Genomic DNA, 13,907 nt, shown 5'->3' on the forward strand with positions numbered 1-13,907 from the left:
GTCCTCAGTTTACGGCGGCGCTACAGCTCGACGTGGTCCGGCCGGTCGAGGGCGGGCGCGACGACGTCGACGACGTCGAGCAGCATCGCCCGGGCGAGGGCCCGCAGGTCGGCGTCGTGCTCGCCGAGCGCGGTGACCACGGCTCCGTCGACGACGGCGACGAGTCGGCGGAGCTGCTCCTGCCGGACGTCGCGGTCGGAGCGCCGCAGCGCCTCGGTGAGGACGTCGTCCAGTTGCGCGCGCAACCGCAACTGGACTTCCCGCAGTTCGGGGCGACGCGCGCAGGCCGTGAACCGCTCGTACCGGGAGATCAGCCTCTCGCGGCAGTCCTCACTGATCAGGGCCGGTCCGACGAGCAAATCGAGGAGGAGGTCGACGGTGGACTCACGGCCGCGGCGCCGATGCGTGACGTCCTCGACGCGGCCGCGCATGACCGCGAGGTCGCGGTTGCCGTTGCATTCGACGGCCTTCGCGATCAGGTCGTCCAGGGACTCGAAGTAGTAGGTGGTCGACGCGAGCGGAAGGTCGGCGCGGGTGGCCACCGAGCGGTGCCGGACCGCGTCGAATCCACCCTCGAGCAATAGGTCGGCGGCAGCCTCGACCAGCGCCTGTCGGCGCCGTTCGCCCTTCGGAGTTGCCGCGGATGACACCAATTCATCCTGCCAGCCGCGGGTGCCGCACCAGGGCGGATTGGGCGACAGACCGCGAAGTATGTGGGTGGCGGCGCGCACCCGCGTAGCGTCGGAACGATGCGGGTGTCGGTGCGGATGCTGGCCCTGGGATGTGCGGCGGCGGCGCCGATGGTCCTGGCGTCGGCGTGCGGGTCCAACGGCGATGCGGCACCCGATCCGGAGGCCGTCTTCACCGCCGCCGCGTGCCCGTCGCCGAACGTCCCCGGACTGCCGCAACTGGACCTCGGCGCCGAGTTCAGCTGCGGCACGTTGACCGTGCCGGAGGACCGCTCCCGTCCGGACGGACGACGCATCGAACTGGCCGTGACGCGGCTCGCTGCCACGTCTCAGACCCCGCGCCCCGACCCGCTCGTCTATCTCACGGGCGGTCCGGGCGGGCCCGCGCTCGCGAGCGCCGCCCAGGTCGCGCCGCTCGGGCTGAACCGCGACCGCGACGTCCTGTTCCTCGGCCAGCGCGGCACCATGCATTCCGACCCCTTCCTGGCATGCCCCGAGATCGACGAGTTCCAGGCGGCGCAGACGGGTCTGAGCCCGCTCGATCCGGCGACCGCCCCGCTCGACGCCGAGGCCACCCGGACCTGCCGCGACCGGGTCGCCGGGGGTGGCTACGACCTCGGCGCGTACGACACCACGGAGAATGCCGCCGACGTCGCGGATCTGCGGGTGGCGCTCGGCCTGGACGAGTGGAACGTCTACGGCGTCTCGTACGGCACCGACCTCGCGCTCACCGTGCTCCGCGACCACCCGGACGGCATCCGCAGCGTGGTGCTGGACTCGGTCGTGCCGACGCAGAACAACATCATCGAGGGCTTCTGGCCGGGCGCCGCCGAGGGCTTCCGGGCACTGTTCGACGCGTGCGCGGCCCAGCGGGCGTGCGCCGCGGCGTACCCGGGTCTGGAGGACGAATTCACCGCGACCGTGAACCGGCTGGCCGCCGCGCCGCTGACCGTCGACCTGTCCGGCAGGCGCGTCGTGCTCGACGGGTACACGTTCGCGAATCTGGTGATTCAGCAGAGCCTCGCGCCGGGCAACTACGCCGGACTCCCGGCGCTCGTCCACGCGACCGCCACCGGCGACGGCGTCCCGGCCGCGACCGCACTGCTCGGCACGGTGACGCCGCCCGGCCTCATCGGCTACGGACTGACGTTCGGGGTGTTCTGCGGCGAGCAGACGGCGTTCACCGACCGGGAGCAGGTTGCCGCCACCGCGAAGCGGGCGCTTCCGGACTTCCCGGACGCGGTGCTGTCGCTGGTGCCGCAGGCCGCCCGGATCTTCGACGACTGCGATGTCTGGGACGTGCCCGCGTCCGACGCCGGCGTGCACGAGCCCACGGGAAGTGCCGTGCCGACCCTGCTCCTCACCGGGTCGCTCGACGCTGTCACCCCGCCGTCGCAGGCGCGCATCGCTGCCGCCACCCTGTCGCGGTCAGAGGTGCTCGAGTTTCCCGGGCTCGGCCACGACGTGCTGCAGTCCTCGGACTGCGCCCCTGCCGTCACGGTCGGTTTCCTCGAGCAGCCGACCGGCGGCTACGACACGAGTTGCCTGACGCGGGTGCAGATGCCGGTGTTCACGACCGGGTGAGAGCCGGAGGCCGGCTGGCGAGGCGGCGGAGCCGCAGGGCGATCGCCACCAGCGCCGGGAACGTCACGGCGAGAATTGTCATGCGTTGGAGCAGCCCGGCGATCTCGTGCAGCGGTGCGCCGCCCGGCATCGCGAACCGGCCGAGCAACACGAAACACCCCAGACCGACGATCCCGGCGACCCCGACGTAGCGCGCCAGGCCACGCCACCGCGGATCGGCGGCGAACCGGTGCGACAGCACAGCCAGGGCGAGCGCACTGCAGGAGAAGAACGTGACCCCCGCGATCACGTGATGGCCCGGATCGTAGGGCTCCCCTGCCGGATCCTCGCGCAACGGAAACACCGCGGCGAGGATCAGCCCCAGCGCTGCCACACCGAGCAGAGCGGGCCCTGTCCAGCCGTACCGCGTGTTCGCGATGCCACGGTGCAGTCCGGCCGCGAAGATCGTCAACAGCACGGCGAAGGCCAGGATGTTCAGCTGCTGGATCCAGCCACTCGGGTCCGCCTCGAGAGCACTGATCGGGTCGGCGATCCGGCTGTAGTCGTCCCGGAGGAACGTCTCCTGGACGAGAAATCCCGCGGTGAACAGCACCGGACCCGCGACGCCCGCGCGGGCCGCCCACCACTGGAAGTCGGGGTGTGACAGACGAACTGACGTGGTGACCATGACCTCGACGCTAGGGCGACGTCACCGCCCGGACATCGGGTAATTCACCCATCTTCCGAGGCGATCACCTGAGTCGTTCTACCCATTCAGTTGTCGGGGAGCACAGCTCCGGTCGCCTCGTCGACGTTCACGTCGTAGTCCCAGCCCTTGGCATCGCGGATGTGAATGTGCCACACCGGCTTACCGTCCCGCTGCTGCTGCTCCGAATTCGAGACCGTGCCACCCGGGACCGTCGCGAGAGCGATCTGCTCGGCCTGCTGCTGGGTTACCGCGCCTGCGGGGGGTGCGGGTGCGGCGGTCGTGGTGGTCTGCCCGTCCTGGCTGTCGGACACCACCGTGCCGGTCGCCGCGTCGACGTTGACGTCGTAGTCCCAGCCCTTGGCATCGCGGATGTGGACGTGCCACACCGGCTTACCGTCCCGCTGCTGCTGCTCCGAGTTCACGACCGTGCCGCCCGGAACCGTCGCGAGAGCGGTCTGCTCCGCCTGTTCCTTGGTGACCGCCGCGGCCCCTGCGGCGCTCGTGGTCATGGGGGACGACGTCATCGCTGCCGTGGCCGACGTCGTGGCACTGGCGGAGGTCGACGGGCTGTCGCTGCTGTCGGAACCGCATCCGCCCAGCAGCAGCGCGGAGGCCGCGACTACCGGGATCAGGCTCGCACAGCGCACAATTCTGCTGGTCATCGTGGCTCCTCGATCGCTCGACGGCGTCAAACCTGCCTGTCAGAGTACGGGAGCCACAACCGACCTCGCGGTAGTTTTCGCCACTTCCCGGCGCGAGTCAGACCCTCACCACGCCCGGCACGACCGCCGCCCGAAGCTGCGCCGGGCGAGCACGAGCCAGATGATGGGCAGGAAGACGAGCGGGGGGACGCGGACCAGCGCGACCCACAGGATCGCGGCGAGAATGGCCACCACGAACACGAGTACCCGCAGCGCCGCCGCCTCCCGCCGCGGGTCGCGTCGCACGCGCACCCGTTCGGGTTCGGACGTGAAGCGCTGCTTGTCCGGAAGATCCGCGAAGAGCGGCACGAGGTCGCCGGCGGTCTTGGCGAGGTACGCCGCCTGCACCCGCGCGTCGAACTCGTCGGTCTCGAGCCGTCCGGCTGCGAAATGTTCGGCGAGTGCCGCTGCTGCTTGCTCCCGCTCCACGGTCCCGATGCGGACTCCGCCAGGAAGGGGTGGCTGTGGATGACTGATCTCGCTCATGTCGTCGCCTCGCGCCTGGTTTGTAACACTGTAATCCTAGCCACAGTGTAGGCCTTCTATTCCTGGTCGCGCCCGTGGAAACCTTGCCGGCGCTGTTCCTCCGCGCGTTCCCGGCACCGCCGCACGAACTCGGCTTCCTCCGGGTCGGCGGGCAGCCGATCACGAGGAATCTTCTGCGGCCGCCCGGCCACCAGCCACAGCACCGAGCCGACGAGCGGAAGCAGCAGCACGATCACCAGCCAGCCCTCCTTCGAGAGGTTCCGGAACTGGTCGTCGTCGGTGGTGACGGCGTCGGCGAAGCACAGGACCCACAACACGAATGCGAGCAACGCGACGTACAGCATCGCCGTTCTCCTTGCCTGGCGCGCCCGAACACGCAGTGCGCCCAAGTCCATCGAACAACTGCTGCGACGCCGCCGCAAGAGCGAACTACGGCTACAGCCAGCGGCCCAGTCGCACCAGGGATTCCCGGACCTCGGCCGTGGATCCGGCGAACGACAGCCGGACGGTCTTGTCTCCGTGGACGGTGTCGAAATCGATGCCGGGGGCCAGCGCCAGACCGGTGTCCTGCAGCAGCCGCGAGCACCATTCCGTCGACGTCGCGCCGTGGGTTCCGCCGAGCAGGTGCCCGATGTCGGCGTACACGTAGAACGCCCCGTCGGCGGGCGCCAGGTCGGCGATGCCCAGCTCCGGGAGACCGGTCAGCAGCAGCTCCCGGTTCACGGCGTAGCGCTGCACGTGGCCGTCGAGTTCGGCCCTCGATTCCTCGGTGAACGCCGCGATCGCCGCGTACTGCGAGATGGCGGGCGGGCACACCGTCATGTTCGACGCCAGCCGCTGCAACGGCCTGCGCAGCCCCTCGGGGACCAGCATCCAGCCCAGCCGCCAGCCCGTCATCGAGAAGTACTTGGACACCGAGCCGACGACGACGGATTCGCGGGACGTCTCCCACGAACTGGTCATCGCCTGCTCGCCGTATCCGATGCCGTGATAGATCTCGTCGGAGATCAGCAACGTCCCGTGGGCGTCGCACCAGCGGGCGAGGGCGGCCAGTTCGCCGGGGTCTATGACGGTGCCGGTGGGGTTGGCGGGGCTCGCGACAATCAGCCCGGCGGGCGGCTCGGGCAGGGCGTCGAGCATCGCGACCGTCGGCTGGAACCGGGTGTCGGCTCCGCAGTCGATCTCGATGACGTTGCAGCCGAGCGCGGCGAGCGTGTTCCGGTAGGCCGGGTAGCCGGGGCGGGCGACCACGACGGTGTCGCCGACGTCGAAGGCGGCGAGGAACAGCAGCGTGAACGCGCCGGAGGAACCGGTGGTCACGACGACGTCCTCGGCGTCGACGTCGATTCCGTATTTGCCGGCGTGATATCCGGCGATCGCCTCCCGCAGCGGCAGGATCCCGAACGTCTCCGTGTAGCCGAGCAGGTGCCCGTCGAGCACTTCCCGCGTGGCGCGGAGGACCGGCTGCGGCGCGGGCGTGGACGGCTGCCCCGCCGCGAGCGTCAGCACGTCGCCGTGGGTGCGCTGACGTTCGGTGGCGGCCTTCCACACGTCCATCACGTGGAAGGTCTGGATGTTGGACCGCTGGGATTCGGGACGCACCCCATGACGCTAGCGTGACGCGCTCACTCCCCCGCCAACGCATCCCGCTGCGATTCGACCGTCTCCCGGATCGCCCCCACCACCGCCGCGACCTCCGGTCGTCGCAGCGACTCGGGCCGCGCCACGAGCCAGTACGCCAGCGTGGCCTCGACCTGCCCGGGCAGCACCCGCACGAGGTCGTCGTGGCGGTCGGCCATGAAGCACGGCAGCAACCCGATGCCTGCCGACGCCCGGGTGGCCTCGACGTGCACGAACACGTTGGTCGACGTCACCGATTCGCGCATCGAGACGGTGAGGCGGCGTGCGAGGTCGAGTTCGTCGACCTGGAGCATCGAGTCGATGAAGTAGACGAGTGAGTGATCGGCCAGATCGCTCACCCGCGTCGGGGTGCCGTGTTCGGACAGATACGACCGCGCGCCGTACAGGCCGAGGGTGTAGTCGGCCAGCCACAGCGCCTCCGCCCGGTGCACCTGCGGTTTGCCCACGACGATCTCGATGTCGAGTCCCGAGCGATGCTGCGATGCCCGGCGGGTGATCGCGACGATCTCCACGGACACGTCGGGGTGCCTGCTGCGGATCAGCGCGCCTGCGGGTGCCGCGATGTAGGCGCTGAACCCGTCGGTCGCCGAGACCCGGACGACGCCCTTCAGGTGGTCGGCGCCGCCGGGTTCGGTGACCAGTCCGTGGACGGCGGCCTCGACGCGTTCGGCGGCGGTCAGCGCCTGCCGCCCGAGGTCGGTGAGCTCCCACCCGCCGGCGGCCTTCACGAGGACCCGGCCGCCGAGGCTTTTCTCGAGGCTCGCGATCCGGCGCGAGATGGTCGTGTGGTTGACCCCGAGGTCGTCGGCGGCGGTGTTGAAGCGACCGGTCCGCCCGACTGCCAGCAGGACGAGGAGGTCGTCGGGGCTGGGTAGGGCTGCTCCGGACGTCACTTCTGCATATTTGCACATGTGGGTTGCAGGTTGCGTCATTGTGTGCGCACAAATATGCATCAATACTCGGCAGGACCAATGAACTGTGCCCCGAGTCACAACGGGGCGCGGAGTGTGAAGAGGAGCGACAGATGAGCGTCGACGAAACAGCGCACGCGAAGGAAGCCCCGCCGTCCGGGCTGAAGAAGGTGGTCGGCGCGTCCATGGCCGGCACCGTCGTCGAGTGGTACGAGTTCTTCCTCTACGGCACCGCGGCGACGCTCGTGTTCAGCAAGGTCTTCTTCGCGGCAGGCGGCAACGAACTCGACGCGATCATCGCGGCATTCGTGACCTACGCCGTGGGCTTCGTCGCCCGGCCGCTCGGCGGCATCGTCTTCGGTCACTTCGGCGACAAGTTCGGCCGCAAACAACTGCTCCAGTTCAGCCTTCTGCTCGTCGGAACGGCCACGTTCCTGATGGGCTGCCTGCCCACGTACGGCCAGATCGGGTACTGGGCCCCTGCCCTGCTCGTCACCCTCCGCTTCATTCAGGGGTTCGCCGTCGGCGGCGAGTGGGGCGGCGCGGTGCTGCTGGTGGCCGAGCACAGCCCGAACAAGTCCCGCGGCTTCTGGGCGTCCTGGCCGCAGGCCGGCGTGCCGGCGGGCAACCTCGTTGCGACCGTGGTGCTGCTGATCCTCACGACGACGCTGTCCGACGAGTCCTTCCTCAGCTGGGGCTGGCGCGTGGCGTTCTGGCTGTCGGCCGTCATCGTCCTCGTCGGCTACTACATCCGCACCAAGGTGACGGACGCGCCGATCTTCATCCAGGCGCAGAAGGAAGCGGAGCACATCAAGGAAACGTCGTTCAGCGTCTTCGAGGTGCTCAAGCGCTACCCCCGCGGCGTGCTGACGGCGATGGGCCTGCGCTTCGGTGAGAACGTCATGTACTACCTGGTGGTCACGTTCTCGATCACGTACCTCAAGATCGTCGTCCACACGGACACCGCGCAGATCCTCTGGTGGATGCTGATCGCCCACGCCGTGCACTTCGCGGCGATCCCGCTCGTCGGCCGGCTCTCCGACACCATCGGCCGCCGTCCCGTCTACATGATCGGTGCGCTGACCGCGGGCACGTGGGGCTTCTTCGCCTTCCCGATGATGAACAGCGGGCACAACGCCGTCATCCTCAGTGCGATCATCATCGGCCTGGTGTTCCACGCGTTCATGTACGCCGGGCAGCCGGCGATCATGGCCGAGATGTTCCCGACGCGCATGCGGTACTCGGGTGTCTCCCTCGGCTACCAGGTGACGTCGATCGTGGCCGGTTCGCTGGCGCCGATCATCGCGGCCAGCCTGCTCAGCAAGTACGACTCGGCCGTTCCGATCGCGATCTACCTGGCGATCGCCTGCCTGATCACCGCTGTCGCCGTCGTCGTCGCCCGGGAGACCAAGGGCATCTCGCTCGAGTCGATCGACGCGGCGGACGCGCAGATCCTCGCGGACGAGAAGTCGGCCGACGCCGAGAACGGGGTCCCGGCATGACCGAGCAGAACCTGGCCGGGCGCACCGCGCTCGTCACCGGCGGTGCCAGCGGCATCGGTGCGGCCTGCGCCCGGGCGCTCGCGGCGCGCGGAGCGCACGTCACGGTCGCCGACCTCGACGACGTGGCCGCCAAGAGCCTCGCCGACGAGATCGACGGAACGGCGTGGCACGTCGACCTCCTCGACACCGATCCGCTCACCGAGTTGCGGCTCGAGACCGACATCCTCGTCAACAACGCCGGGATCCAAACGATCAGTCCCATCGAGGAGTTCCGCCCCGAGGATTTCCGGCGCATCCAGACGCTGATGGTCGAGGCGCCGTTCCTACTGATCCGCGCCGCCCTGCCGCACATGTATGCGACGGGTTTCGGGCGCATCGTCAACGTGTCGTCGGTGCACGGACTGCGTGCGTCGGCGTTCAAGGCCGCGTACGTCACCGCCAAGCACGGGCTCGAGGGACTGTCGAAGGTGACGGCCCTCGAGGGCGGTCCGCACGGCGTCACCAGCAACTGCGTCAACCCCGGGTACGTGCTGACGCCGCTCGTCCAGAAGCAGATCGCGGATCAGGCGCAGGTGCACGGCATCAGCGAGTCCGACGTGATCGAGAAGGTGATGCTCACCGAGAGCGCGATCAAGCGGCTGGTGGAACCGTCGGAGGTCGCCTCCCTCGTCGCGTGGCTCGCGTCCGCCGACGCGGGCATGGTCACCGGCGCCTCCTACACGATCGACGGAGGCTGGACCGCCCGCTGACTGGTGACGAAACAGGCGTGCACCCCCGGATCATCCGGGGGTGCACGCCTGTTTCGACAGTGCTTCGACCTCAGGGAATGGCGATGCGGCCCTCGACCGCGGCCAGCCCGATGTCCTTCCGGAAGTGGCTTCCCGGCAGCTTGATCGCGGAGATCTTGGAGTACGCGTCCGCGCGGGCCGCGTCGAGGTCGGCTCCGACTCCGACCACGCTGAGCACACGACCACCGGCGGAGACCACCTGGTCGTCGACGAGCTTGGTGCCTGCGTGCAGGACGCCGTCACCGTCGGCTCCGGTGATCACGTCGCCGGTGCGCGGGGTCGCCGGGTAGTGCTCGGCCGCGACGACGACGGTCACCGCCGAGCCGTCCTGCCATTCGAGCGGCGCGACCCGGTCGAGCGTTCCGGTGGCCGCCGCGTTCAGCAGCTCCCCGAGCGGGCTCTTCAGCAGCGCGAGAACCGCCTGCGTCTCGGGGTCACCGAAGCGGCAGTTGAACTCGACGACGGCGGGGCCGTCCTTGCCGATCGCCAGCCCGGCGTACAGCAGGCCGCTGAAGGCACTGCCGCGGGCGACGAGTTCGGCGGCGACGGGCTTCACGACGTCGTCGACGATCTGGGTCACGGTCTGCTCGGGCAGCCACGGGAGCGGCGTGTAGGCACCCATGCCGCCGGTGTTGGGTCCGGTGTCGCCGTCGCCGACGCGCTTGTGGTCCTGGGCCGGCAGCAGCGGCACGACGGTCTCACCGTCGACGACGCAGAACAGCGACACCTCGGGACCGTCGAGGAAGGATTCGAGGAGGACGGGGTGGCCGTTCTCGAGCAGTTCGGCCGCGTGGTCGCGGGCGGCGTCCCGATCGGTGGTGACCACCACACCCTTGCCCGCCGCGAGGCCGTCGTCCTTGACCACCCAGTTCGGCCCGAAGCGGTCGAGTGCCTCGTCCAGCTTGGCGGGCGAGTCGACGATCTCGCTGTGCGCGGTCTTCACACCGGCGGCGGCCATGACGTCCTTCGCGAACGCCTTGGAACCCTCGATGCGCGCGGCGTCGGCCGACGGGCCGAAGCAGGCGATGCCCGCCGCGCGGACGGCGTCCGCGACACCGAGCACCAGCGGGACCTCGGGGCCCACCACGACGAGGTCGGCGTCCAGCGTCTTCGCGAGGGCCGCCACCGCCTCCCCGGACGCGATGTCGACCGAGTGCTGCTCGGCGATCTTGCCGATCCCGGCATTGCCGGGCGCGCACATCAGGGCACTGACACCCGGATCGCGGGCAAGGGCGATAAGGAGGGCATGTTCACGGGCTCCGGAGCCGATAACGAGTACGCGCACGGGTGTCAGCCTACGGCCCGCCCGTGAGTACTTATTAACCGCCGGCGGTTAATAAGTACTCACGGGCGGCACGCTGCCCGGTCCGCGGCAGCCAACCCGAACACCAGGGCAGGTGCGATGCCTCCGGTGTAGGCGCGGTTGTAGAGCCCGCCGGTGTCCGATCCAGCGGCGAACAGTCCGCTGATCGTGCCACCCGCCGAATCGAGGACGCGGCCGTGCTCGTCGATGCGGATGCCGTGGAGCGGGAAGGTCAGAGCCGGGCATGCCTCGACGAGGTAGTACGGACCCTCGTCGAGCGGGGACGAGTCGAACCTACGCGGGGGCTGCCCGTCCGCACTGGCCGCATTGAGCGACCGGATCTGATCCGCGATCGCAGCTCCGTCGTAGCCCCACTCCTCGGGAAGGTAGGCGAATTCGTCGAGATTCTCGGCGATTCCACACCGCCCACCCCGGCGCTGCGCGAGGTCGTACTTGTCGAGAGACGCGGCGCCCTCCACGTAGCTGCCGGTGATCCAGTCGCGGTAGACCCGCGTATCGGCAACGAGCAACCCTCGCGACTCGGGCTGCTCCAGGAGGTCCATCGTGGTCAGATGGTCCCCGACGGTCTCATCCGTGAAACGACGGTTGTCGAGGTTGAACAGCAGCGCGTGCTCGCTGTAGTAGAGCGAGAGTGCGACGAAATCCGACGGGTCGCGGAATCGGACGCCCGTCGGTACGAGGTGGCCGTAGAAGCCGGACCGATCCGTCCCGGTCGCCGCGCCGACGTCCTCGGCCAGGCGTAGCCCGTCTCCCGCACTGGTGGGATTGGAGCGCAGTTGCATCTCGCTAGCCGCGGGGTGGATGTGCGCGGAGGCCAATTCGGGACTCGCCTGGAAGCCGCCTGTCGCGAGAATCGTCGCCGGGGAACGTATTTCACATTCGGTACCGTCCGTGAGCCGGACCCGCGCACCGACGACTCCACCGTCCAGCGCGAGCAACGAGAGAGTCTCCGCACTCGAGTGCAACTCACCGCCGTGACTTCGGATTCGGCGACGACACTCGTCGATGTACCGGTTGGTGTCGAACTGATGGCCGGTGCCGTAGCGGAGTACGGTCACCGCGTCCGCGCAGTGGACGCCGAGTGACCGGATCCAGTCGATTCCGTCGGAGAATCCGTCGACGAGCGCCCGCCGTAATTCCGGATCACCGTCCGGGTTGACCTCGTCCATGACCTCGTGCGAAGGCGCGGTCCAGGCGTATCCGGCGAACTGGGCGGACCCGCCGATCGCCGCGGACTTCTCGACGACGACAACCGATTTTCCGCGAGTCGCCGCCCGCGCGGCCGCAGTCAACCCGGCCATTCCGGCGCCGATGACAAGTACGTCGGTTTCGATTTCTGCCATCCAGGGCTCCTCATCGCATGTGACCGAATCGTTGTGTTACCAACGACACACTATCCCCTTAACTGAAGTCAGTTCAAGAACCCAGGAGAACTGCCGCCGCCGCGGGCCTCCACGCCGGTCAAAACTGTGATTGCCGACACACGAGTTCCCCTATAACATCCATTGAACTGAACTCGATTCAAGGAGTGAATGTGCGGAAAATTCTTCTCACGGTCGGCGTGGTTCTCGCCACGACCTTGACAGCCTGCGGAACGCAAGCCGGCACGGGCGATGCGGGTGGCCCGATCAAACTCGGTGCGTGGCTTCCCCTCTCGGGGCCACAGGCATCGGGCGGTCTTCCGCAGGAAGCGGGCACCCAGGCGTTCTTCGATCAGCTCAACGCGGCAGGGGGAATCCACGGACGCCCCGTCGAGTGGACGCCGGTCGACAATGCCTTCGATCCGCAGCAGACGATCCAGGTGGCGCGACAGTTGGTCTCTCGCGACCGCGTTGTCGCGATCGTCGGCGCCAACGGCACCGCGACGACGGAGGCAACGTTTCCGTTCGTCCTCGAACAGAACCAGATCCCCATCTTCGGGACCTACGGCGGCTCCGCCGCCTGGTACGACCCGCCGCGGGACGGGTTGTTCGGCAGCCAGACGCTCTACGAGAACCAGGCGCGCGCTGCCGCGCAGTGGGCACTCGACGAGGGTGCCAAGAAGGTCACGATCATCCGCAACGATCCGGCCGCGTTCGTGAACGTGGGCGCGGTCGCCACGACCGAACTAGAGAAGGCCGGCGCGGAGGTGTCGACGGTGGAGGTCAAGCTCGGCAGCACGGACTACAGCCCGTTCGTGTCCCAGATCCGCGCGGCCGCACCCGATGCGGTCCTGACGATCCTGCCGATCCAGGAGGCCGCCGCCTACCTCAACGAGATGGCGCTGCAGGGCGTCAAGATTCCCAGCTACGGCTACTCACCCACGGTCGGTAACAGCCTGCTCGACCTGGCAGGTAAGAATGCTGACGGATTCCGCGCCGTGTCACTCACGCTGCCTCCCACCGCCGACACCCCGGAGGTCGAGGAATACCGGCAGGCCCTGGCGAAGTACAAGCCCGGCGAGAAGCCCGATTTCTACTCGCTGGCAACCTACGGCTCGGCGAAAGCGTTCGCTCAGGTCCTGTCGAGGATCGACGGCGAGATCACGTCCGAGTCCATCACCGACGCGATAGTCACGAGCGGCACCCTGGACACAGGCGTCATGCCTCCGCTCACGTTCAGCGCCGACGAGCACGTCGGCACCCGCAGCGTGGTCCGGGTCCAGGTCGAGGACGGCAAGTTCGTCCCCATCGGCGACTTCGTGTCGCCGCAGTAGCACCTCAGTAGCACTGTGTCCCGCCCCTGAATTCATGGGCGGGACACAGTTGTCAGTGGAGGTGGCACTCAGACGGTGAATCGTCCACGGTTGCTGAGCAACACCGCCCCCACCACGTTCCTGGCCTGCTCCGAGGCGAGAAACAGCACGTTGTCCGCAATCTCATCCGGTGTCGCATACGGCACCGGTGTGTTATTGACCCACTGCACTTTCAGTTCGTCCGGTGTGCGAGCGGCCATTGCGGTATCCGTCGGGCCGGGAGCCACGAGGTTGAGCCGGATATCGAAGGCCACGACCTCCTTGGCGACGGCCTGGCAGAAAGCATGGACGGCCGCCTTGGACGCCGCGTAGTGCGGGTACCCCGTCAGGGTGTCGAACGCCGAGGACGAGCCGATCACGACGATCGCGCCGCCTTTCGGCTTCATTTCCCGCACGGCAGCGCGGACCACGTGAAATGTGCCGTCCAGGTTGACCGACATCACGCGGCGCCACCGTGCGTCGGTGAGGTTCGCCGTCAGGTCGATCGGGGCGCCCGCGGCAGTCGCGTCCGTGATGATCTTCTTGGACTCCGGGTCGTCTACCCCGGCGGCGTGCACGACGACGTCGAGCCGGCCCTCGGCGGCGACGACTCCCGCCATCGCAGCGTCGACGGCCGCCGAGTCCGAGACATCGAGCACTCGTGCGATCGTCCTCGGATCGTCACCGTACCTCCGGTGCAACTCGTCGCCCACGATATCGGCCACGTAGACGCGGGCAGCCCCCTCGTCGACGAGCTGCGCGACAACGGCGGCTCCGATTCCTGATCCGCCTCCGGTCACCAGCGCGACTGCGCCCTCGAATCTGACTTGCCCTGGCGTCCGAGACGCATTCATCTTCTCCATGCTCCCTCTTCTCCGAG

14 protein-coding genes are annotated in these 13,907 nt (G+C 68.6%); 4 read left to right on the top strand and 10 right to left on the bottom strand.

Translation table 11 applies throughout. The features are described 5' to 3' along the window. Positions 1 to 20: 20 nt before the first annotated feature. On the bottom strand, positions 21 to 650 hold the full coding sequence (locus JWS13_RS18060) for a TetR/AcrR family transcriptional regulator (protein WP_087557852.1): 630 nt from the start codon (positions 648 to 650) through the stop codon (positions 21 to 23). Between the two features lie 99 nt (positions 651 to 749). Here JWS13_RS18060 and JWS13_RS18065 point away from each other — a divergent pair, with 99 nt between their 5' ends. Further along, on the top strand, positions 750 to 2,273 hold the full coding sequence (locus tag JWS13_RS18065; RefSeq protein WP_206006851.1) for an alpha/beta fold hydrolase: 1,524 nt from the start codon (positions 750 to 752) through the stop codon (positions 2,271 to 2,273). Here JWS13_RS18065 and JWS13_RS18070 read toward each other — a convergent pair. From JWS13_RS18070 to JWS13_RS18095, 6 genes are all read right to left on the bottom strand, one after another. Next, positions 2,260 to 2,940 (bottom strand): DUF998 domain-containing protein, encoded by a 681-nt coding sequence (locus JWS13_RS18070; protein ID WP_206006852.1) that lies wholly within the window; start codon positions 2,938 to 2,940, stop codon positions 2,260 to 2,262. The two genes, JWS13_RS18065 and JWS13_RS18070, sit on opposite strands and share 14 nt — an antisense overlap. An 86-nt stretch (positions 2,941 to 3,026) precedes the next feature. Next, positions 3,027 to 3,623, bottom strand: coding sequence for a PepSY domain-containing protein (locus JWS13_RS18075; protein WP_206006853.1), 597 nt, complete (start codon positions 3,621 to 3,623; stop codon positions 3,027 to 3,029). A 105-nt stretch (positions 3,624 to 3,728) separates the two neighbouring features. Further along, positions 3,729 to 4,148: a DUF1707 SHOCT-like domain-containing protein gene (locus JWS13_RS18080; protein WP_206006854.1), complete on the bottom strand. Its 420-nt coding sequence runs from the start codon at positions 4,146 to 4,148 to the stop codon at positions 3,729 to 3,731. A 56-nt stretch (positions 4,149 to 4,204) separates the two neighbouring features. After that, positions 4,205 to 4,492: a PLDc N-terminal domain-containing protein gene (locus tag JWS13_RS18085; protein ID WP_072942926.1), complete on the bottom strand. Its 288-nt coding sequence runs from the start codon at positions 4,490 to 4,492 to the stop codon at positions 4,205 to 4,207. A 91-nt stretch (positions 4,493 to 4,583) separates the two neighbouring features. Next, on the bottom strand, positions 4,584 to 5,750 hold the full coding sequence (locus tag JWS13_RS18090) for a pyridoxal phosphate-dependent aminotransferase (RefSeq protein WP_206006855.1): 1,167 nt from the start codon (positions 5,748 to 5,750) through the stop codon (positions 4,584 to 4,586). 23 nt (positions 5,751 to 5,773) lie between these two features. Further along, positions 5,774 to 6,700, bottom strand: a complete 927-nt coding sequence (locus tag JWS13_RS18095) for a LysR family transcriptional regulator (RefSeq protein WP_206006856.1) — start codon at positions 6,698 to 6,700, stop codon at positions 5,774 to 5,776. Positions 6,701 to 6,813: 113 nt separating this feature from the next. Between JWS13_RS18095 and JWS13_RS18100 the strand changes: the two genes are divergently transcribed. Together JWS13_RS18100 and JWS13_RS18105 are read left to right on the top strand one after the other, a co-directional pair. Then, on the top strand, positions 6,814 to 8,202 hold the full coding sequence (locus JWS13_RS18100; protein ID WP_206006857.1) for an MFS transporter: 1,389 nt from the start codon (positions 6,814 to 6,816) through the stop codon (positions 8,200 to 8,202). After that, positions 8,199 to 8,951, top strand: a complete 753-nt coding sequence (locus tag JWS13_RS18105) for a 3-hydroxybutyrate dehydrogenase (RefSeq protein ID WP_206006858.1) — start codon at positions 8,199 to 8,201, stop codon at positions 8,949 to 8,951. The genes JWS13_RS18100 and JWS13_RS18105 overlap by 4 nt, the downstream gene beginning before the upstream one ends. A 70-nt stretch (positions 8,952 to 9,021) precedes the next feature. Here JWS13_RS18105 and purD read toward each other — a convergent pair whose 3' ends face one another. Together purD and JWS13_RS18115 are read right to left on the bottom strand one after the other, a co-directional pair. Continuing rightward, positions 9,022 to 10,275: a phosphoribosylamine--glycine ligase gene (purD, locus tag JWS13_RS18110; protein WP_206006859.1), complete on the bottom strand. Its 1,254-nt coding sequence runs from the start codon at positions 10,273 to 10,275 to the stop codon at positions 9,022 to 9,024. Between the two features lie 59 nt (positions 10,276 to 10,334). Further along, the gene (locus JWS13_RS18115; protein WP_206006860.1) at positions 10,335 to 11,657 is read right to left on the bottom strand and encodes an FAD-dependent oxidoreductase; all 1,323 of its coding nucleotides are present in this window, start codon (positions 11,655 to 11,657) and stop codon (positions 10,335 to 10,337) included. A 191-nt stretch (positions 11,658 to 11,848) separates the two neighbouring features. Between JWS13_RS18115 and JWS13_RS18120 the strand changes: the two genes are divergently transcribed. Further along, positions 11,849 to 13,009, top strand: a complete 1,161-nt coding sequence (locus JWS13_RS18120; protein ID WP_206006861.1) for an ABC transporter substrate-binding protein — start codon at positions 11,849 to 11,851, stop codon at positions 13,007 to 13,009. 68 nt (positions 13,010 to 13,077) lie between these two features. Here JWS13_RS18120 and JWS13_RS18125 read toward each other — a convergent pair whose 3' ends face one another. Then, positions 13,078 to 13,881, bottom strand: a complete 804-nt coding sequence (locus JWS13_RS18125; RefSeq protein ID WP_206006862.1) for an SDR family NAD(P)-dependent oxidoreductase — start codon at positions 13,879 to 13,881, stop codon at positions 13,078 to 13,080. Between the last annotated feature and the right edge of the window lie 26 nt (positions 13,882 to 13,907).

This window comes from Rhodococcus pseudokoreensis (assembly GCF_017068395.1).
Taxonomy (GTDB): domain Bacteria; phylum Actinomycetota; class Actinomycetes; order Mycobacteriales; family Mycobacteriaceae; genus Rhodococcus_F; species Rhodococcus_F pseudokoreensis.